This window comes from Arthrobacter agilis (genome assembly GCF_030816075.1).
GTDB lineage: Bacteria > Actinomycetota > Actinomycetes > Actinomycetales > Micrococcaceae > Arthrobacter_D > Arthrobacter_D agilis_E.
Genome location: NZ_JAUSXO010000001.1, coordinates 17189 through 36196 on the forward strand (window position 1 = coordinate 17189; position 19008 = coordinate 36196).

At 70.6% G+C, this 19008-nt stretch carries 22 protein-coding genes; 12 read left to right on the forward strand and 10 right to left on the reverse strand.

Annotation, left to right across the window (positions count from 1 at the left end; all coding sequences use genetic code 11):
* Window positions 1-55: 55 nt before the first annotated feature.
* The 4 genes from QFZ50_RS00075 to QFZ50_RS00090 all read left to right on the forward strand — a co-directional run bounded on the left by QFZ50_RS00075 (window position 56) and on the right by QFZ50_RS00090 (window position 3263).
* Entirely contained in the window at window positions 56-505 is a 450-nt protein-coding gene (locus QFZ50_RS00075) for a hypothetical protein (RefSeq protein ID WP_307080653.1), read from the forward strand.
* Between the two features lie 235 nt (window positions 506-740).
* Window positions 741-1016, forward strand: coding sequence for a hypothetical protein (locus QFZ50_RS00080; protein WP_307080654.1), 276 nt, complete (start codon window positions 741-743; stop codon window positions 1014-1016).
* 98 nt (window positions 1017-1114) lie between these two features.
* Complete coding sequence (locus QFZ50_RS00085; protein ID WP_307080656.1) at window positions 1115-1351, forward strand: hypothetical protein; 237 nt, start codon at window positions 1115-1117, stop codon at window positions 1349-1351.
* 232 nt (window positions 1352-1583) lie between these two features.
* A complete protein-coding gene (locus QFZ50_RS00090) occupies window positions 1584-3263 on the forward strand; it encodes a GAF domain-containing sensor histidine kinase (RefSeq protein WP_307080658.1) in 1680 nt (559 codons plus the stop codon).
* Here QFZ50_RS00090 and QFZ50_RS00095 read toward each other — a convergent pair.
* Window positions 3229-3900 carry a response regulator gene (locus QFZ50_RS00095; RefSeq protein WP_307080659.1) on the reverse strand — a complete coding sequence of 224 codons (672 nt, stop codon included), beginning with the start codon at window positions 3898-3900 and terminating at the stop codon, window positions 3229-3231. The two genes, QFZ50_RS00090 and QFZ50_RS00095, sit on opposite strands and share 35 nt — an antisense overlap.
* Before the next feature lie 247 nt (window positions 3901-4147).
* On the opposite strand from QFZ50_RS00095, the gene QFZ50_RS00100 reads away from it, so the two are divergent.
* The gene (locus tag QFZ50_RS00100; protein ID WP_307080661.1) at window positions 4148-4999 is read left to right on the forward strand and encodes a universal stress protein; all 852 of its coding nucleotides are present in this window, start codon (window positions 4148-4150) and stop codon (window positions 4997-4999) included.
* Window positions 5000-5027: 28 nt separating this feature from the next.
* Here the strand turns inward: QFZ50_RS00100 and QFZ50_RS00105 are convergent, their stop codons facing one another.
* Both QFZ50_RS00105 and QFZ50_RS00110 read right to left on the reverse strand, forming a co-directional pair.
* Complete coding sequence (locus tag QFZ50_RS00105) at window positions 5028-6347, reverse strand: multidrug effflux MFS transporter (protein ID WP_307080663.1); 1320 nt, start codon at window positions 6345-6347, stop codon at window positions 5028-5030.
* Between the two features lie 94 nt (window positions 6348-6441).
* Window positions 6442-6945, reverse strand: coding sequence for a metallophosphoesterase family protein (locus QFZ50_RS00110; RefSeq protein ID WP_307080665.1), 504 nt, complete (start codon window positions 6943-6945; stop codon window positions 6442-6444).
* A 131-nt stretch (window positions 6946-7076) separates the two neighbouring features.
* Here QFZ50_RS00110 and QFZ50_RS00115 point away from each other — a divergent pair, with 131 nt between their 5' ends.
* From QFZ50_RS00115 to QFZ50_RS00130, 4 genes are all read left to right on the forward strand, one after another.
* A complete protein-coding gene (locus QFZ50_RS00115) occupies window positions 7077-7268 on the forward strand; it encodes a hypothetical protein (RefSeq protein ID WP_307080667.1) in 192 nt (63 codons plus the stop codon).
* A gap of 42 nt (window positions 7269-7310) precedes the next feature.
* A complete protein-coding gene (locus QFZ50_RS00120) occupies window positions 7311-7691 on the forward strand; it encodes a hypothetical protein (RefSeq protein ID WP_307080669.1) in 381 nt (126 codons plus the stop codon).
* A gap of 252 nt (window positions 7692-7943) precedes the next feature.
* Window positions 7944-8858 (forward strand): SDR family NAD(P)-dependent oxidoreductase, encoded by a 915-nt coding sequence (locus tag QFZ50_RS00125; protein WP_307080671.1) that lies wholly within the window; start codon window positions 7944-7946, stop codon window positions 8856-8858.
* A gap of 106 nt (window positions 8859-8964) precedes the next feature.
* Window positions 8965-9237 carry a hypothetical protein gene (locus QFZ50_RS00130; RefSeq protein ID WP_307080672.1) on the forward strand — a complete coding sequence of 91 codons (273 nt, stop codon included), beginning with the start codon at window positions 8965-8967 and terminating at the stop codon, window positions 9235-9237.
* Window positions 9238-9256: 19 nt separating this feature from the next.
* On the opposite strand, the gene QFZ50_RS00135 is transcribed toward QFZ50_RS00130, so the two are convergent.
* Window positions 9257-11047 carry a thiamine pyrophosphate-requiring protein gene (locus tag QFZ50_RS00135; protein WP_307080674.1) on the reverse strand — a complete coding sequence of 597 codons (1791 nt, stop codon included), beginning with the start codon at window positions 11045-11047 and terminating at the stop codon, window positions 9257-9259.
* 3 nt (window positions 11048-11050) lie between these two features.
* Window positions 11051-12205, reverse strand: a complete 1155-nt coding sequence (locus QFZ50_RS00140; protein WP_307080676.1) for a baeRF2 domain-containing protein — start codon at window positions 12203-12205, stop codon at window positions 11051-11053.
* A gap of 173 nt (window positions 12206-12378) precedes the next feature.
* Here QFZ50_RS00140 and QFZ50_RS00145 point away from each other — a divergent pair, with 173 nt between their 5' ends.
* A complete protein-coding gene (locus tag QFZ50_RS00145) occupies window positions 12379-12588 on the forward strand; it encodes a hypothetical protein (protein WP_307080678.1) in 210 nt (69 codons plus the stop codon).
* 118 nt (window positions 12589-12706) lie between these two features.
* On the opposite strand, the gene QFZ50_RS00150 is transcribed toward QFZ50_RS00145, so the two are convergent.
* On the reverse strand, window positions 12707-12859 hold the full coding sequence (locus QFZ50_RS00150) for a hypothetical protein (RefSeq protein WP_307080680.1): 153 nt from the start codon (window positions 12857-12859) through the stop codon (window positions 12707-12709).
* 126 nt (window positions 12860-12985) lie between these two features.
* Between QFZ50_RS00150 and QFZ50_RS00155 the strand changes: the two genes are divergently transcribed.
* Window positions 12986-13510: a hypothetical protein gene (locus QFZ50_RS00155; protein ID WP_307080682.1), complete on the forward strand. Its 525-nt coding sequence runs from the start codon at window positions 12986-12988 to the stop codon at window positions 13508-13510.
* A 36-nt stretch (window positions 13511-13546) separates the two neighbouring features.
* On the opposite strand, the gene QFZ50_RS00160 is transcribed toward QFZ50_RS00155, so the two are convergent.
* Window positions 13547-14638 (reverse strand): alkene reductase, encoded by a 1092-nt coding sequence (locus tag QFZ50_RS00160; RefSeq protein WP_307080683.1) that lies wholly within the window; start codon window positions 14636-14638, stop codon window positions 13547-13549.
* 292 nt (window positions 14639-14930) lie between these two features.
* Here QFZ50_RS00160 and QFZ50_RS00165 point away from each other — a divergent pair, with 292 nt between their 5' ends.
* On the forward strand, window positions 14931-16427 hold the full coding sequence (locus QFZ50_RS00165; protein ID WP_307080685.1) for a DHA2 family efflux MFS transporter permease subunit: 1497 nt from the start codon (window positions 14931-14933) through the stop codon (window positions 16425-16427).
* Between the two features lie 51 nt (window positions 16428-16478).
* Here the strand turns inward: QFZ50_RS00165 and QFZ50_RS00170 are convergent, their stop codons facing one another.
* The 3 genes from QFZ50_RS00170 to QFZ50_RS00180 form a co-directional block, all read right to left on the reverse strand.
* Window positions 16479-16946, reverse strand: a complete 468-nt coding sequence (locus QFZ50_RS00170) for a hypothetical protein (RefSeq protein WP_307080686.1) — start codon at window positions 16944-16946, stop codon at window positions 16479-16481.
* A gap of 103 nt (window positions 16947-17049) precedes the next feature.
* On the reverse strand, window positions 17050-17895 hold the full coding sequence (locus tag QFZ50_RS00175) for an NAD-dependent epimerase/dehydratase family protein (RefSeq protein WP_307086566.1): 846 nt from the start codon (window positions 17893-17895) through the stop codon (window positions 17050-17052).
* Between the two features lie 17 nt (window positions 17896-17912).
* Complete coding sequence (locus QFZ50_RS00180) at window positions 17913-18917, reverse strand: aldo/keto reductase family protein (protein ID WP_307080688.1); 1005 nt, start codon at window positions 18915-18917, stop codon at window positions 17913-17915.
* Window positions 18918-19008 lie beyond the last annotated feature (91 nt).

Consider the following 19008-nt stretch of genomic DNA (forward strand, 5'->3'; position numbering starts at 1 on the left):
ACGCCCTGACCCGCGTGTGGAAGAGTGCCACGCAGGAGTCCATTTGGGGGGATCGATGCAGCGAACACGTGTGCCGGGCAGCGCAGTCATGGCCGTCTCCCTGGCAGTCCTGCTCGGGGGATGCGGTGTCCAGGATCGGGCCGAGGACGGCGAGCTCCCCGCGTTCGGCTCCATGGACGAGGCCTTCAGTGCCGTCGACGCGGTGCTGGGCTGCGAGTCCGATCCCGCGGGGGAGCCGATCGCACCCATGGACGGGGGTCTGCTGGCCTCCGAGCAGCGCCTGTGCGCCGACAACGTGCAGGTGGACCTGTACCCGGACGAGCGATCCCTCGAGAAGAGCTACGGGATCTGGAGCGGTTCGCAGCAGGGAGAAGTGCGTCTCGTCCGCGGCGGGAACTGGATGGTCGTGGACCTGACCGCTGTGGCCACCGGCGATCCGACCCCGTGGGACATCGAGCACCTGGCGGACGAGCTGCACGGCGAGTACGTGGTCGCCGGCACGTAGCCGGCGCGTGGTCCACCACCCCGGCGCTCCGGGGAGGGCACAGTGTACCGGCCCGGTCCAGGGAGCCGTCCGGATGGATGCGCACTGGACGTGACGCCGCCGGTGTGGTGCGTCGGACGGGACTTTAGGCCCTAGCCACCCCTCACCGTCTGGCATGGGATGGGTGCACGACGACGACGTCGTACGGCGCAGGGCGCGAAGAGCAGCACCCCTGAGGTTCGAGGAGGACCCCACCATGACCATCCGCACACTCTGGACCAGCATCGACCCCACCGTGCAGCAATGGCTTCTGGCCAATCCGGGCTGCCTCGTCCTTCCCCGCACGCTGGTGAACCGGGTGGAGGCTTCGAGCGGTACGTCCATGACGACCGACGGCCATGGCGAATACCTCCTGTCGGAGGAGGACCTCGACTACCTGAAGGGTCGGCGACGCGAGGACATTCCCGACGGCGCCACGGAGGTTCCCGCCGGTGTCCGAGGGGCCGGTCCTGCGGAAGCCCTCGACCGGTGAGGCAGGGGATGTCGAGGGACGTGGCACGGGCAGCACACCCGTCGGCCACGCGTCAGAAACTCAAGGTACTCGTTCGGGCGGACCCGGACGTCAGGAGCGTGAGGATCATCGTCCACGGGTGCGTGTCACCGGTCAACGTCCACGGCCTGGACCTGGTGGTCCGGCGGGCCGCCAGCCTCGCGCCCGCGACCGATGTCACCCTGGATCTGGGTGAGGCCGAGGCCTGGGATTCGGTGCAGAAGGACCTCGAGGTCTCTTCCTTCACGTCCCGGCTGGCGTCCGCGATGCCGGCCGCGACCGGTATCCGGCTGCGGGTGATCGCACCGGGCTCCTGAGCGGAGCCGGGTCCGGCGGGGCCTTCCCCGCCGGACTCCGGTTCTCCGGGGTCCGGAAGGAATCCCATGGGTGTAGTCTCGGCTTCCATAGCGCGAGACCACGAAGCGCTGCGCACCTGCGGGAGGGCACACGAAGCCCGGCGCAGGGATCTGGATGACCGGTCCTAGCGGCCACGGACGGCCGAACCCCAACGAGTCGGGGCGATCCCCGGGCAACAGGACGGAACGTTCTGTGAACAGACAGCCGCAGTACCTGCCCCCGGAATCACAGGGACAGCCCCCCACCGCGGGCATCGAGAACATCCTCTCGGCGTTCGCCGCCATCGCGGACGACCTCGACCTCGACACCGTGCTCGAACGGGTGGTCTCCGCCGCCTGCCGGCTGGTCGACGCCCGGTTCGGGGCGCTGGGCGTCATCGGACCCGGCCGCCTGCTGCGTCCCTTCATCACCGTGGGCCTCGACGACGACGAGATCGCCAGGATCGGGCCGCTTCCCCAGGGCCACGGGGTGCTGGGGTTGCTCATCACCGAACCGCGGCCGGTGCGCCTCGCGGACCTGCGCCGTCACCCCCTCGCCTACGGGTTCCCCGCCCATCACCCGCAGATGACGTCCTTCCTGGGTGTGCCCATCCGCGTCCATGACAGGGTCTTCGGGAACCTGTACCTGACGGAGAAGCGCGGGGGAGCGGACTTCTCCGATGCCGACGAGCAGCTCGTCGTCGCCCTGGCCTCCGCGGCCGGGATCGCCATCGAGAACTCGCGGCTGTTCGACGAGTCGAACCGCAGGACCCGGTGGCTGGAAGGCGGGCTCGATGCCGCGCGCCAGCTTCTCGGGCGGCACACCGGCACCCACAGCGACCTCGAGCTGGTCGCGCAGCATGCCTTGCGCGCGTCGCAGAGTACCCTCGTGATCGTCCTGCGGGACCTCGGCCATCATCGCGGGCTCATCTGCGAAGCCGCCGACGGCGCCGGCGCCGAGGCCCACCTCGGGCGACGTGTGCGGGGGGCCGCCCTGCTCCGGGATCTCACGGCCACCTCGCCGCCGGCCCTGATCACCGGAACCGATCTCGCCCTGGTCCTCCCCGGTACGGCAGCCGAGACGATCGACACCGCCCTGTGCAGCAGGCTCCCCGGTGAAGGCGAGCGGCACTTCCTCCTCATCGGCCGAGCCTCGGGCACCGTGACGTTCTCGGACGTCGATCACGAGATGATGCGGTCCTTCACCTCCCATGTGTCGCTGGCCCTGGAACTGCTGCGGGCCCACCGCCGGCGCGAGCAGGAAGCCGTGTTCGGCGACCGCGACCGCATCGCCAGGGACCTCCACGACGTCGTCATCCAGCGTCTCTTCGCAGCGGGCCTCAGCATCCAGACACTCCGGAAATACACGGCCGACGCGCACGCGCTGGACCGTATCTCCGCCGTCACGACCGAGCTCGACGCGACCATCCGGGAGCTCCGCGACACCATCTACTCCCTCCGGTCCGTCCCCCAGGCCGCACCGAGCTTCACCTCGACGGTGTTCTCCCTCGTGGCCGATGCCTTCGACGGGCACGACCTCGAGCCGGTCCTCCACCTCTCCGGCCCGGTGGACTCCCTCGTGGAGGGGGACCGGGCGGACCACCTGAGGGCCATCCTCCTCGAAGGGCTCTCCAATGCGCTCCGGCATGCCGACGCGCAGGTCATCACCATCACGCTCGCCGCCTCGGAGGGGCAGGTGGAACTCGCGATCGAGGACGACGGCCGTGGCTTCACGGCCCCGGCCCGAGCAAGCGGGCTGGCGAACATGAGGCGCCGGGCAGAGCTCTGCGGAGGCACGCTCGCGATCACCAGCAGCCCCGGTCACGGGACCCGCATCCACCTCGTGATGCCGGTCGACGTCAGGCAGACGGAGAACGCTCAGGGCTGGAGATGAAGACGGCCGCCTGCGTCCGTCGTTGGAACCCCAGCTTCGAGAGCAGGGACGACACGTAGTTCTTCACGGTCTTCTCGGCGAGGAACAGTTCCGCGCCGATCTCCCTGTTCGTCAGCCCGGCTCCGATCAGATCGAGGACCCGCTTCTCCTGGCTCGTGAGGGCGGCCAGGCGCGGGTCCTCCACGGAGGCTTCCACGAGCCCGGCGACGATGCGCTCGCGGACCCCTGTCTCGAAGAGCGACACCCCCTCGGCGGCCAGGTGCACCTTCTCGACGAGGTCGGACCCGAGGATCTCCTTGAGGATGTACCCCGTCGCCCCGGCGAGGACGGCGCCCCGGAGCGCCTGGTCGTCGTCGTAGCTCGTCAGGATCACGCACGCGAGCGACGAATCGACGGACCGCACGTCGCGGCACACCTCGATCCCGGCACCGTCCGGCAATCGCGCATCCAGGATGGACACATCGGGGCACAGCGCCGGGATCCGCCGGGCCGCCTCCTCCGCCGACGCCGACTCCCCGACGATCACGAAGCCCTCGTCCTCGAGCAGCTCACGCAACCCGCGGCGCACCAGCTCGTGGTCGTCCAGGATGAACACCGAGACCTGCCGCGGGGCCCTGCCACGCTCGATGCCGGGCATCCGTCCTCCTCCACCTCAGCACCTCATGTGCCTGCGCGAGCAGACGTCGTGCTGACCATGATGGCCCCATCCGTCCGGTGGCGGGAGGGTCGAAGGGCCCTTCCACCGGGCAGATCGGCCCTACCCGGCGGGGAACGGCGCAGTCATAATGGAAGGGTGGCGCCGCCCGAGACCAAGGAGCAACCGTCATGGAGCCAGGCCAGCTGATCCGCGGAGCGCCGGCCGTCCGGCGGGCCGGCCCCGGGACATGACCGAGAGCGCCGGCGGCATCGCCCTGCGACGGCCCGTCCTCGTCGCGTACGACGGCTCCGACGGATCGAAGCGGGCCGTCCTGTGGGCATCCCGGTACGCGATCTCCGCCCAGCTACCCCTCGATGTCGTGCACTGCTGGTCGTGGCCGTTCTTCACCCACGATCTCGGTCCGGTCACGGGCGTGCAGGACAGCGGCCTGCGCCGGGAGGCCGAGAGGCTCGTCGCCGAAGGGCAGGACCTCGCGGCCCGGGCCGAGCCCGATCTCGAGGTCCGCGCACGGCTCGTCGTCGGGTTCCCGGCCGAGACCCTGACGCGGCTCTCGGCGGAGGCATCCCTGCTGGTGACGGGGACCCGGGGGTTCGGCGGCTTCGCCGAACTGCTCATCGGGTCGGTCAGCCTCCGCCTCGCCTCGAGCGCGTCGTGCCCCGTCATGGTCGTCCGTGAAGCCCGGCCGACGTACGACACCGTCATCGCCGCCGTCGACGGTTCACCCGCGAGCGACCGGGCCACCGTGGCGGCCGCCGATCTCGCGCGGACCCTGCACAAGCGCCTGGACCTCCTCCATGTGCGCGTACACCGCCGACGCACGCCGGCCCCGTTGCCGTCCGACGGCCGGGACCCTGTTCTCGAACGGGCCGCGGCCCAACTGGCGGGCGTGAGCGGGCTGTCCGTGGCGGAGGAGTCCGCCGCGGGTCACTCGGCCGCAGGGCTGATCGTGGAACGGACCACGACGGCGTGCTGCGTGGTCCTCGGGGCCAAGGGCGGCAATGCCCTGGGGGCGCGGCTCGGGACCACGGCCCACGCGGTCCTCCACCACGCCAGGGGGAACATCGGGATCGTCCCGTGAGCCACGGGCCTGCGCGACGACGGCGGTATCAGCGCTGGTCGGGGCCCTGCGCCTCCACCTGCTCGGCCTCGCGTTCCTCCGTCTCGCCGGCCGTCGCCGTCGGGCCCGGGTCCATGCCGTCCCGCTCCCGCCAGCCGCCCTTGCGGTAGGCGGGTGTGCCGAGGCCCAGGACCACGAGCGTGAGGGCGGCGACGGAGAGCATCACGCACACCATTGCCAGCGCATCGCCGCCGAGGAGGCCGACGAGCGGGCTCACCAGGCCTGCCACGCCGGACTGCAGGGCGCCGATCACGGCGGCGGCAGTACCGGCCATGTGTCCGTAGTCGTGCAGTGCGAGCACGGAGGAGTTCGCAGGGATCAGTCCCTGCGTCCCGAGCACCAGCCACAGGCCCGCCATCAGCCCGACGATGCCGCCGAGACCGGTGAGTACGAGGGCGAGGAGGACGAGTGCGCATGCCAGCTGCACGATCACGGCGACCCGGAGCACGCGGATGGGTGCCGCACGCCGGACCAGGGCGGCGTTGAGCTGGGCCGACCCCACGATCGCCGCACCGTTGAGCGCGAACACGGCGGCGAACTGGCCCTGGCTGAGGCCGTACTCGTCCTGGAAGACGAAGGGTGAACCGACCACGTAGCTCATGATCACGGCGAGTCCGAGGCCGGGGATCACCGCGAGGGCCATGAAGTGCCGGTCGCGGAGCAGCGCCAGGTAGCCGCCGGCGACGCGCCGGGGGTCCCCCGAGCGCCGCTTCTCACGGGGCAGGGATTCCGGCATGAAGCGCCACACGATGAGCACGAGGGCGAGTCCGATGAGCGCGAGGGCGTAGAACACGGCGCGCCACTGCCACGCGCCGGCAATGGCCTGCCCGACGGTCGGGGCGAAGAGGGGTGCGACCCCGATGACGAGCATCAGCCGCGAGAGCAGCCGTGCGGCGTCCGAGCCGACGAACCGGTCGCGGATGACGGCGATGGCGACCACCGAGGCGGCCGCGTTGAAGAAGCCCTGGCAGACCCGCAGGGCGATCAGGGAGCCGATGTCCGGCGTCATCGAGCACAGGATCGACGTCACGACATGGAGCGAGATCCCGATGAGCAGGGGCAGGCGTCGGCCGAACCGGTCAGAGAACGGCCCGATGACGAGCTGGCCCACGCCCGCGCCGATGAGCATGCCGGACATGGTGAACTGCGCCGCGGCCTGGGTGGTCCCGAGGTCGTCGGCGACCGCCGGGAGGGAGGGGAGGTACATGTCGGTCGTGATGGCCGGAAGGGCCGCGAGGGCTCCCAGCATCAGGATCCACTTGACGCTGGAGCGGCCGGACGAGGTACTGGTGGTGTTCGCGGTACTCACCCTGTAAACCCTAGGCAGATCGTTGACCTGACGAACAGGTGTGCGGGAATGTGTCGCCGGTGGGCACGCCACTGGACAGCCGGCCGGACCCGCGTTAGCGGAGCGGCAGCCGGTGCATGGTGACCTCCAGGTGGCCTGCGCTGATGACGGCCGTCATGTAGGTGCAGTACGGCTGGCGCCGGCGGTCGGTGGGGGAGCCGGGGTTGAGGAGCCGCACCCCGGACGCGGTCCGGGTGTCCCAGGGGATGTGGCTGTGTCCGAACACCAGGACGTCGACGTCGGGGTACAGGGCCTCCATGCGGGCCTCGCGGCCCTGCTTCTGGCCGGTCTCGTGCACCACCGCGAGGCGTACGCCGTCGAGCTCCGCCCGCGCGACCTCGGGCAGGCGACGCCGGAGCTCAGGGCCGTCGTTGTTGCCGTAGCAGGCGATGAGCCGGCGCGAGCGGGATTCCAGCTCGTCCAGCAGGGCCGCCTCCGTCCAGTCCCCGGCATGCACGACGACGTCCGAGGCCCCGACCGCTGCCCACACCTCGTCCGGGAGGTCCTTCGCGCGCTTCGGGACGTGGGTGTCGGCGAGGAGTGTCATGGTGAGGTCCATGGCGCCCATTCTCCTGCGTCCGCCCGGGGTCCGGGCGGTCCGGGCGGACACTCGTGACAAGCGCGGAACCCTGTGCCATGCTTTCGTAAGCACGCTTAGTAATGGGCGTTCGAGACTACGAGGAGACAGTTGTGAAGATTGACAAGTCGCAGATCATCGACCTGCTGAAGAGCCAGGGCAAGCACGACCACGCCGATCAGGCGCAGTCCGAACTCCCGGACCAGGTGGACCCGGAGCAGCACGCGGACCTGCTTGCGAAGTTCGGCATCAACCCCAAGGACCTGCTGGGTAAGATCCCCGGCCTCGGTGGCTTCGGGGGTTAACCGGGTTCGGTGCCTCGGCGCCGACGAGTGAAGGAGTCAGCAGTGGATACAGGTCAAGTGGTTTGGATCATCGTCGGGATCGTCGTGCTCCTGGCGATCATCGCCGTCGTTGCGATGCTGGCCCGCAAGCGCGGGACCGCCCATCGGCAGCGGCAGCAGGAGGAGGACAGGCACCGCGCAGCGGAGATGCGTGAGCAGGCCAAGGCGACGGAGCTCGAGGCCCGCGAGCGTGAGGCGAAGGCCTCCATGGCGGATGCGGAGGCGCAGCGGGCGGAGGTCGAGGCCGAGCGGCTCCGGCAGCAGGCCCAGGAACGCCAGAACGACGCCGAGGGGCTGCGGGGCAAGGTGGCGCACCACGTCCAGGCGGCGGACGAGGTGGACCCCGACGTCACCACGGACAAGGATCAGCGCCGCGGCACCTGACCGCAGCCACGTCCGACGGAAGGGAGTGCTCCTCGCGGGGTGCTCCCTTCCGTGTGTCGGCCGGCGCGTCGGTCCGGCTGGCGACGACGTGGCTGGCGGCGACCCCGCCCGGCCACGAAGGTAGGAGCAGGAGTCGGGGCGGGGCGGGGCTCACGGGGGCCATCCCGGAAGTGCGTGACAATTCCGTGACGCCCCCCAAGACTCGGAAGGGGACCTGCGAGGGTGCGGGATGGACGAGCGGGAGGCAGGCGCATGGGTGAGTCGGCGACAGTGGTCATCACGGGAGCATCCAGTGGTATCGGGCGGGCGACGGCTCGCCTGTATGCCGACGACGGCGCCCGGCTCGTCCTGGCCGGACGGGATGCGGGGACGCTGGAGGCCGTCGCGGCCGAATGCCGCGACCGGGGGGCGAGGGTCGTCGCCGTGCCCACCGATGTCTCCTCGGAGGCCGACGTCGACCGTCTGGCCGAGACCGCCGTCGAGCATTTCGGCGGCATCGACGTATGGGTGGGCAATGCCTCCCTCTACAGCTTCGGTACGTTCGAGCAGACGCCCTCGGAGGTGTTCGACCGGCTCGTCGAGGTGAATCTGCTGGGCCAGGTGTACGGGGCGCGTGCAGCCCTGCGGGTGTTCCGGCGCCAGGGCCGCGGTGTCCTGGTGTCGGTGGCGTCCGTCTACTCGAGGATCACCTCACCCCTCGTGAGCCCCTATGTGACGAGCAAGTTCGGGCTCCTCGGGTTCCTCGAGGTGCTGCGCATGGAGTTGCGCGATGCGCCGGACATCCACGTCTGCGCCGTCCTGCCGGCCACCATCGACACCCCCATCCACCAGCACGCCGCGAACTACACGGGCCGGCCCGTGCGTCCGCTCCCACCGGTCGCGGACCCGGTCCGCGTGGCACGCGCGATCGTCCGTGTCTCCCGCAGGCCCCGGCGGCTCACGCAGGTGGGGCGCGTCCAGTCGCTGTTCGTCTACGCCCGGGCCCTGGCCCCCGCCGTCTACGAGCCGGTCGTGGCCCGCGTATACGTGGCACTCGCCCTGAAGGGCGGGTCGATGCCCGAGGCATCCGGGAACGTGTTCCGCGCCGATCGGGAGGCCACCGGGGTCACGGGCGGCTGGCGGGTTCTGCCCTGGCTCCGGCGTGGGCCGGGGCGCCGGGGCCGGTGAGGGACCGGCCCCGGGCGGCTGCATGAGCTCCGGAGGGCTGTCAATGTGAGGGACACGATAGCGGAGGGCTCGCAGCGGTGTGCGGCGGCACAGTAATAGTTGACCTATGAACCAATGGCAGGGTCTCCTGGCGCAGTGCGCGCGGAGCATGGGCTTCGACCGTGGCCAGGGGCGTGCGGCGTATGCGCTCATCGGTGTAGGGATCTTCTGGGCCGTGGGGCTGTTCGGCGGCCTGCGGATCCTCCACAGCGCCTCGTCGCCGATGACCACCCTCGTGGTCCTGTACGTGATGCTGGCCGCCGTCGCGCTGTCGCTCGTGATCGCCGCGGCCGCGGTGGCGGAACTCGGACGCCAGGCCGCGCAGAGGCGGCGCCGCTAGCTGGCACCGCCCCTGCCGGTCAGGACGACCGGGACCCGGTGCCCTCCTCGATCTCCGCGTAGCGCTGCAGGAGCCCCGCCGCACTGCCCGCCGGCTCCTGCCCGATGGCGCCCCGCATGGACCCGAGCTTCGCGGCGCCCGCCGGGAAGGGCGGCAGCAACGGCACGTCGGGGTCGGTCACGACATCGACGACGAAGGGCCGGTCCGCGGCGAAGGCCCGCCGCCAGGCGTCCGCCAGATCCTCGGGATCCTCCACCCTCACGCCGTCGAGGCCGAGGAGGCGGGCGTAGGCCGCGACGTCGACGGCCGGCAGCGACTGGCTCGCCTCGAACCGCGGTTCCCCTTCCATCTCGCGCTGTTCCCACGTCACCTCGGCGAGGTCGCCGTTCGAGAACACGCACACGACGAACCGTGGATCTGCCCAGTCGCGCCACAGTCCGGAGACCGTGACCAGTTCGGCGAGACCGGCCATCTGCATGGCTCCGTCCCCGGCGAGCACGACGACGGGGCGGTCCGGATGTGCCAGCTTCGCAGCGATGCCGTACGGCACCCCGGCACCCATGCAGCCGAGCGTGCTGGAGAGGTGGGCGGGTACGCCGCGCGGCAGCCGGAGCTGGCGTGCGTACCAGTAGACGCAACTGCCGACGTCGACCGCGACCTGCGCGTCATCGGGCAGGACGGCGTTGAGCTCGTGCACCACCCGCTCCGGATTCACGGGCGTGGCAGGCGTCATGGCCCGCTCGGTCGCGACCCGGTGCCACTGCCGTACCTGCTCCTCGACCTCCCTGCGCCAGGACCGGTCCTGGTGTCCGTGCAGCAGGACCAGCAGGGCTCCGAGAGTCTCCGCCGCGTCGCCGTGCAGGGCCACCTCCACGGGGTACCGGTTGCCGATGGCCTTCGGGTCGATGTCGATCTGCACGGCACGGGCCTGCCCCGGTGCCGGGTAGAACTCGGTCCAGGGGTCGTTGGAACCGATGATGAGCAGGGTGTCGCAGTTGTCCATCAGGTAGGCGCTCGCGGTGGTGCCCAGGTGTCCCATGGTGCCGGTGGCATGGGGCAGCGATTCGTCGACGAAGGGCTTGCCGAGCAGGCTCGTCGTGATCCCCGCACCCAGGCGGTCGGCGACGGCGAGGACCTCCTGCTGCGCAGAGGCCGCCCCCTGCCCCACCAGGATCGCGATCTTCCCGCCGTCGTTCAGGAGGCTCGCGGCGTCCAGCAGATCTGTCTCCCGCGGGGAGACGCAGCCGAGCGACCAGACCGGCGACGACGGCACCACGCCGTGCTCGTGCGGCACCTCGGGTGCAGGTGCCTGCTGGACGTCGTGCGGGAGGATGACGACCGCGGGCGACCTGGTGGCGAGGGCCGTCTTGAATGCCCGGTCGAGCACCATGGGCAGCTGCTCGGGGTCCGCCACCTGCTGACGGAACGCGGAGGCCACGTCCTTGAACAGGCTGAGGAGGTCGATCTCCTGCTGGTAGGCGGAACCCAGCACGGTCTGGCTCTGCTGCCCGATGAGCGCGACGACCGGCACGCTGTCCATCCGCGCGTCGTACAGGCCGTTGAGGAGGTGGACGGCGCCCGGGCCCTGCGTGGCCGTCACCACGCCGACTCCGCCGGTGTACTTGGCGTGGGCGACCGCCATGAAGGCGGCGGCTTCCTCGTGGCGTGCCTGGACGAACGACGGCGACCCCGCCCGGCGCAGTGCGCCGAGCAGGGGATTGATGCCGTCACCGCTGTAGCCGAAGATCCGCTCGACGCGCCAGGCGGCGAGGCGGCGGACGACGAAGTCGGCGGCGGTATCCTCCGCCACCGGCTATACCGCTGCCGGTACGTCGGGACCCGTGGGCCAGCGCAGGAGCGCAGCGATGGGCTTCTCCTCGAGCGCCCCGGACGGGTACATGGTGACCTGGGCGTCGGTGAGGGCGGCGGCCCGGAGCAGCCCGGCCACGGCCGGTACCTCGCCCAGGACGCCGGCGCCGGCGGTCTCCGCCTCCGACGTCGCGATCCACGGTGCGGCGTCGAGCGCCAGGAGGGTCTCGCCGTCCCAGGCGGTGGTCTCCAGGAGGAGCGATTCCACCTGCGCCTGCTGCAGCGCGGTGATCACGGCGCCACGACCGATGGCCGACGTCCGCGTCCCCTGGCCTTCCTTCTCGGCGAGGCGTTCCAGCAGATTGCGCTGCCGGTCGGCCATGGTGAGTGCCACGAGCTGCTGCACCTGCTCGAGGAACGTCGTCTCGTCAGCGCCGTCGGCGCGCGTATTGCTCTCGATGATGCTGAGCTTGGCCCGCGACTCCTGCGAGACCTCGTCCGCGACCAGCTGCCGCGCGCGGATGTCGCCCGCCACGATGATGAGCTGGGCGTCGTGCTCGGCCGAGATGCGGTCGATCTCGGACGCCACCTCGCGGGAGTTCATCTTCCAGACCTTCTCGGCGTGCTGCTGCATGCGCCGGTGGCCCCAGCCGCCGCTCCCGAGCTTGCGGGTGTGCATGGTGTCGCCCTCGATCGTGGAGTCCGGATCGCCGGACGTGATGTGCTCCTCGTCGCCGTCGGCGTACCGCAGGTACACCTCGCCCCCGTGGTGCCCCACCTCCGCGACCAGGTACGCGAAGTCCTCCGGTGTGTGCCGGACGAGGGGTGTGAGGTCCGGGATCGGTCCGGTCGCCGTCACCGCGAGGCCGACGAGGTTGCCGGGGAGGAACTCGTTGACGACGGCCTGCCCGTTGTTCACGAGGAGGTAGCGCGTCACCGGATCGGGGAGTCCCTTGGCGGTCGTGCCGAGCGCCGCCACCGCGGCGTCGACGTCCTCGGCGGGAGCGCCGGCGGCCTTCATCTCCTGGGCGATGCTGCGGGGGAGGATCTCATCGTTCGACAGGCCGTCCACCGTGCCGGTGCTTCCCTCCGCATAGATGGTGGTCCATGGGCCGGGCAGCTCGAACAGCTGGGCGTGGTCTTTGAGTACGTGCGTCACGTAGATCCCCTGTCATGTCAGTGGTGGTCATCCCGGTACAGGCGTCCGCACCGGAACACTAAGGACACTTATGGTCTATCACTCGGGACGGGGTGCCGAGAAGATGCGGGGCCGCAGCGACCGGGGTTGAAAAACGCTCGGCAGGCGTGGGTGGCGACGGGTAGCGTGAAGTCATGCTCACCGTTCCCGAGAACCTCCCGCCCGCCTACATCACCTTCCTCGAAGCGCAGGACGAAGGCTTCGCCGAGACCGTGCTGATGGTCATGAAGCAGTCAGTCGCCGAGGGCAAGTACGGCATCCTCGTCAGCAGCCACGCCCTGGACCGGCAGGCTGAGCTGTCGCAGGAGGTGCCGTTCGGCGAGGTGGTCGAGGGTACGCGCTGACGCAGCGCCGCCCGCCCGCATCCGTCCCTCGCCACCGGTCCCCGGGCCGGAGGCAGGAGCGGGTCGAACGCGGGAAGCGCCGGCCCATCGGGCCGGCGCTTCCGCGTTCGCTGCGTGGCTACTGCGAGCCGTCGCTGTACTTCTCCTCCGAGTCCGCGCCCTCGGCCGGTTCTTCGGGGTGTGCCCGGACGGTCTCCGGGTAATCGTCCGAGGTCTTGTCCGCTGAAGCCTTGTCGTGGGAGCTGTCGTTGGTGCCGGGATTCTCTGACATGTGCTCGTCCTTTCGGGTTGCAGGGAAGCTAAGCCCCCTTATGGTCAGTCTACGGACAGAGCGCCGCGAGCATAACCCGCAACCTTCCGCGTGACGCGGAGTTCTCAGCATGCTTACGATCAACGCATGAACGCCGTAGGGGACCCGGTCTCCCGTCCCGCCGACCGCACCCTGGTGATGCTGCGATCCGCCGGCGTGGGACTGCTGTCCGTCGGCCTCGGGCTGGGCGCCCATGCCCTCTCCGGTGGGCCGCTCCCGAGCGTCCCGATCCTCTGCGGGCTCGCGGCGCTCGCCGTCCTGGCGGCGACCCTCGTGGCTCAGGCCCGGCTGCCCGGCTGGGCCGTCCTGCTGCTGCTCGGCGTCGCGCAGCAGGTGCTCCACTGGCTTCTCGGTGGGCTCGGGACGGGGACGTCGTCGACGATTCCGTCCAGTGGCGTGCATCACGGCGGTGAGGTCCCGGTCGGCGCCGGGCCTGCTCAGGGGCACTCGCCCGAAGTCATGCTGATGCTCCACACACATCTCGCGGCAGCACTCCTGATCGCCTGGGCGGCCGCGCAGTACCCCCGCCTGAGGGCCTGGCTGACCGACCGAGACCCGGGTCGGGACCCTGTACGGGCCGGCGGGATGCAGAAAGGCGCCCCCGTCGGGTGACGGGAGCGCCTTGTCGCTGGTGCAGCTGGGCCGGGACTAGTTGGCGTTGACCGAGCCGTCGTAGAACGGGTAGTCGGTGTAGCCCTCGGGTCCGGTGGAGTAGAACGTCGCCGGGTTCGGCTCGTTCTCCGGGAGGTTCTCGCGCCAGCGACGCGCCAGGTCCGGGTTGGCGATGGCGGGACGGCCGACGACGACGGCATCCCCCACGCCGTCCTCGAGGATGGCGATGGCCTCCTCGCGGTTGGTGATCACACCGAAGCCGCTGTTGATCAGTACGGGGCCGCGGAAACGCCTGCGGAGGTCCTGGATCAGCTCGCCCGTCGGCTCGGCGTGCAGCACGCTGAGGTAGGCGAGGCCCAGAGGTGCCAGGGCGTCGACGAGCGTGCCGTACGTGGCGTGGACCTCGGAGGCCTCCGTCTCGAGGGCGTCCTGGATGTTGTGGGCGGGGGAGATGCGCAGCCCTACCTTCTCGGCGCCCACCTCCGCGACGACCGCGGTGACGAGGTCGATGACGAACTGCGCCCGCTTCTCGGGTGTGCCACCGTACGCGTCCGACCGCTGGTTCGATTCCGGCGAGAGGAACTCGTGCAGCAGGTAGCCGTTGGCGCCGTGGAGTTCCACGCCGTCGAAGCCTGCCACGTCGATCGCCTTCCGGGAGGCCGTGACGAACTCCTCGATGATCCCCGGGAGCTCGTCGGTCGTGAGGGCGTGCGGTACGGGATACGCCTGCTTCCCGGTGCCGGTGCGCGTGGTGCCGTCGATCGCGATGGCACTCGGCGCGACCACCTCGTAGCCGCCGTTGGTGTCGGGGTGGGTGACGCGGCCTGCATGCATGACCTGCGCCACGATGCGTCCGCCGTCCGCGTGCACCGCGTCGGTGACGCGCTTCCAGCCCGCGAGCTGCTCGTCCTCCACCAGGCCCGGCTGGCCCGGGAAGCCCTGCCCGGCGTGGCTCGGGTAGGTCCCCTCGCTGATGATCAGGCCGAGGGAGGCGCGCTGGCGGTAGTGCTCGACGACCATGTCGCCCGGGATGCCCGCCTCGCCCGAGCGCACCCGGGTGAGCGGTGCCATGACGACGCGGTTGGGGAGTTCGAGCGTGCCGAGGGTCAGGGGGGAGAAGAGCTTCACGGGGCCTGCTTTCCGGTTGGTTTCCTACTGGTCGGTAACCGGGTGGGGCGGGAGGCTATTCCGGGTGTGGCCGGTGTCACGCGCGGTGCCGTACCCCGGCCATGCTCCGGACATCGCCTCCTTGCCGGGCCACGGTCCCATCGGTCGCGCGGTGCGGACCGGGGCCCGGAACCGGGCCCCGGTCCACGGCCCGACGCCGGGTGCGGGATGACGGCGGGGCGACGGCAGTGCCACACTGTGCGTGATCCCGCGGCCTGACGGGCGCGGGGCAGGGCGGACGGATGGGTGGGTCATGAGCGAGATCCGGATGGGGACAGCCGCCGGGAGGTGGGTCCTCCTGGCCACGGTGCTGGGCTCCGGCATCGCGGGGATCGATGCCACAGTCGTGAATGTCGCCCTGCCGACGATCGGGGCCGACCTCGGCGCCGACTTCGCCGCCCTGCAGTGGATGGTGACCGGGTACACCCTGACGCTCGCCTCCTTCATCCTGCTGGGCGGCTCCCTCGGGGACAGGTTCGGGCGGAGGCGTGTCTTCGTGATCGGCGTCATCTGGTTCGCCGTCGCATCCCTGCTCTGCGGACTGGCCCCGGACGCCGGTCTGCTCATCGCGGCGCGTGCCCTCCAGGGCGTGGGCGGGGCGTTGCTCACGCCGGGGAGCCTCGCCATCCTCCAGGCGGGGTTCTCCGGCGAGGATCGCGCCCGAGCGATCGGTGCCTGGTCCGGCCTCGGTGGAGTGGCCACCGCGATCGGCCCCTTCCTCGGAGGCTGGCTCGTGGAGAGCGTCTCCTGGCGGTGGGTGTTCCTCATCAACGTCCCCCTCGCCGCCGCTGTCGTCTGGATCGCGGCACGTCACGTACCGGAGAGCCGCGACGACGCAGCCACGGGTCGGATCGACGTCGCCGGAGCGGTGCTCGGCGCCCTGGCCCTCGCCGGCACGACGTATGCGCTGATCGAAGCGCCGGCCAGGGGCTTCGATCAGCCGGCCGTCCTGGCGAGCGCCGTCCTCGGTCTCCTCGCCGCCGCGGTGTTCTTGGTCGTGGAGTGGCGCACGGCGCATCCGATGCTCCCGCTGCGGATCTTCGCCAACCGTCAGTTCAGCGCCGCGAACGCCGTTACCTTCCTCATCTACGCCGTCTTCGGCGGCATCTTCTTCCTGCTCGTCCTGCACCTCCAGATCGTGGCGGGATTCAGCCCGGTGGGAGCCGGGACCTCGATGCTGCCGATCACGGCCCTGATGCTCGTGCTCTCCCCCCGAGCGGGAGCGCTCGGCTCGCGCATCGGCCCGAGGATCCCCATGACCGTGGGCCCGCTGCTGTGCGCCGTGGCGCTGGTCCTGATGCTGCGGATCGGGCCGGGGGCGTCCTACGTCCTCGACGTACTGCCGCCCGTGGTGGTGCTGGGGCTGGGCCTCTCGCTGCTCGTGGCGCCCCTCACGTCGGCGGCCCTGTCCGCTGTGCCCGAACACCAGGCAGGACTGGCGTCGGGGGTGAACAACGCCGTGGCCCGCGCGGCGGGCCTCGTCGCCATCGCCGTCCTGCCGGCCGCCGTCGGGCTCACCGGGGACGCCTACGGCGATCCGGCCGTGTTCGAGGCGGGGTTCGCCGCGGCCTGCATGATCGGCGCCGTGGTGCTGGTGTGCGGCGGCCTCCTGGCGGCCCTGACCATCCGGAAGCCGGCCGTCCCGGAGAGCGAGCACCCGGCGCACTGCGCGGTCGAGGGGACGCCCGCCGCTCCCGGTGCCCTGCACCAGGCGCGGAACGCGACGCCGCGTGGACATCCGGGGACATGACGAAGCCCCGGGCGTACCCGGGGCTTCGTCAGGTCCACGAGCGGTGGTGGACTACTTCACGTCCTGCTCGTCCATCGCGCTCAGGGGCGATCCGCCGCGGTTCGCGGGGTCGTCGCTCGCGTCGACCTCGTCGTCCTCCATCATGCCGAAGTCGACGTCCGCTGCGGCCTCGCCGAGCATGGGCTCCGTGGTCGGGTACTGCTCGTCCCCGTGCTCGAAGCGCACCTCGGCCGTCTCGTCGCGCAGGGTCTGGTCGCTGAGGTAGCCTTCCTCGCCGATCGCGGACACACCGTTCTCGTCGAAGTCGTTCTCGTCGTCACCGGTCTCGGCTGCGCCCGGCTCGTCCTGCAGGAGGGGATCCTCCTGCCAGCGCTCCGGATTGTCCTCCGCCGCACCCTCGTACGCGTCCGGCTGGCCCTCGAGTACGGGGTCGAAGGCTTCGGGAGCGAGCGAGTCGTTCGGCGTCTCGGGCTCCTCGCCCACGATGGTCAGTTCCTCATCGGGAAGGTTCTCGGTCATCTTCTCTGCCTTTCGTCGGTGCTGCGCATCCTTCGATCATCAGCCTACTGATGTTCCCGGCCGGGCGACAGTCGACGCCGCCGCCCGGCCGGGGGCGCGGCTGCTAGACGTGGTCGCGCCAGCTGTGGCGGGGGTCGAACCCCAGCACGCGCCGTGCCTTGTCGATCGAGAGCAGGGTCTCGGTGCCGCTCACCTCACGCCTCACGTCGACGTCGGGGAACACCTCCGCCGCGAGGTCCGCACTCGTGCGCGTCATGACGGTGTCGGCCGCGGCGATGATGAAGCGGTCGAACCCCGGGGCGGCGTTCGCCAGGGCCTTCGCCACGGCCTGCGCGCCGTCGCGTCCGTCGATGTAGCCCCACAGGTTCCACTTGCGGGCGGTGGCGTCCGCGTCGAAGGACGGGAACTCCGCATAGTCCTCCGGATCCATGACGTTCGAGAACCGCAGCGCCGTGATGCTCAGCTGCGGGTCCCAGCGCGTCAGCTCGATGGCCAGTTGCTCCTCGAGGTGCTTGACCAGCGAATAGGTGCTCTCGGGGCGGGCCGGGTACTCCTCGTCCACGGGGATGTAGGGCGGAGGGGTGTCGAACGGCAGCCCGAGGACGGTCTCGCTCGAGGCGTAGACGATCCGCCTGATCCCCGCGCGGCGGCACGCCTGGAAGACGTTGTAGGTGGCCGTCATGTTGTTGTGGAAGGTGGCCACGTCGGCCTGCAGCCCCGGCGCCGGGATGGCCCCGAGGTGCACGACGGCGTCGAATCCGCTGTGCCTGTCCTCCACGCCGAGGAGCGCGTCGACCACCTGTCCGTAGTCCCGCAGGTCGATCCGCAGGAAGTCGGGGCTGCGCTCGCCGTGCTGGTCCAGTTCCAGGACGTGGTGCCCGGCCTCACGGAGTCCGCGCACCACGCTGCGGCCCAGCTTGCCGTTCGAGCCGGTGACGGCGACCCGCAGCGCTGCTGCCTCCGTCATCAGGCCGGCCTGGTCGCGGGGGAGACCGTCTTCGCCACATCGGTCTCGGCGAGGTCGCCGATCGCGTCGTCGATGGCCTTCAGGACGTCGTCCTCGAGCTTCACGCCCGCGGCGGCCGCGTTCGACTCGACCTGCTCGGGGCGGGATGCGCCGATGATGGCGGAGGCGACGTTCGGGTTCTGCAGCACCCAGGCGATGGCGAGCTGCGCCATGGTGAGGCCGACACCGTCGGCGATGGGTGCGAGCTTCTGCACGCCGGTGAGGACCTCGTCGCTCATCCAGCGCTTGATCATGTCGGCGCCGCCCTTGTCGTCCGAGGCGCGGGTACCCTGCTCGGGCTGCTGGCCCGGCTTGTACTTGCCCGTCAGCACGCCCTGGGCCACCGGCGACCAGACGATCTGCGACAGTCCCAGTTCCTCGGAGGTGGGGACGACCTCGCCGTCGATGACCCGCCAGAGCATGGAGTACTGCGGCTGGTTGGAGATCAGCTGGAAGCCGAGATCCTTCGCGAGGGCGTGTCCGTCGCGGATCTGCTGCGCGGTCCACTCGCTGACCCCGATGTAGAGGGCCTTGCCCTGGCGGACGATGTCCGCGAACGCCTGCATCGTCTCCTCGAGGGGCGTCGCGTAGTCGTACCGGTGTGCCTGGTACAGGTCCACGTAATCGGTCTGCAGGCGCTGGAGGGAGCCGTCGATCGACTCCATGATGTGCTTGCGGGACAGTCCGACGTCGTTATGACCCTTGGGGCCCGTGGGACCCCAGACCTTCGTGAAGATCTCGAGCGACTGCCGCCGCTCACCCTTCAGGGCCTCGCCGAGAACCGTCTCCGCCGCCGTGTTCGCGTACACGTCCGCCGTGTCGAACGTGGTGATGCCGACATCGAGTGCTGCCCGCACACACTGTGTCGCCACGTCGTTCTCCACCTGTGACCCGTGGGTCAGCCAGTTGCCGTAGGTGATTTCCGAGATCTTGAATCCGCTGTTGCCGAGGTATCTGAAGTCCATATCGCGATGCTAACCGGGCCGGGCGCCCCAGCGATAGGTCACCCAGGCAACGATCGGCGGGCTGGCGCTGCTGCTTTGGAGGGGATTCGGG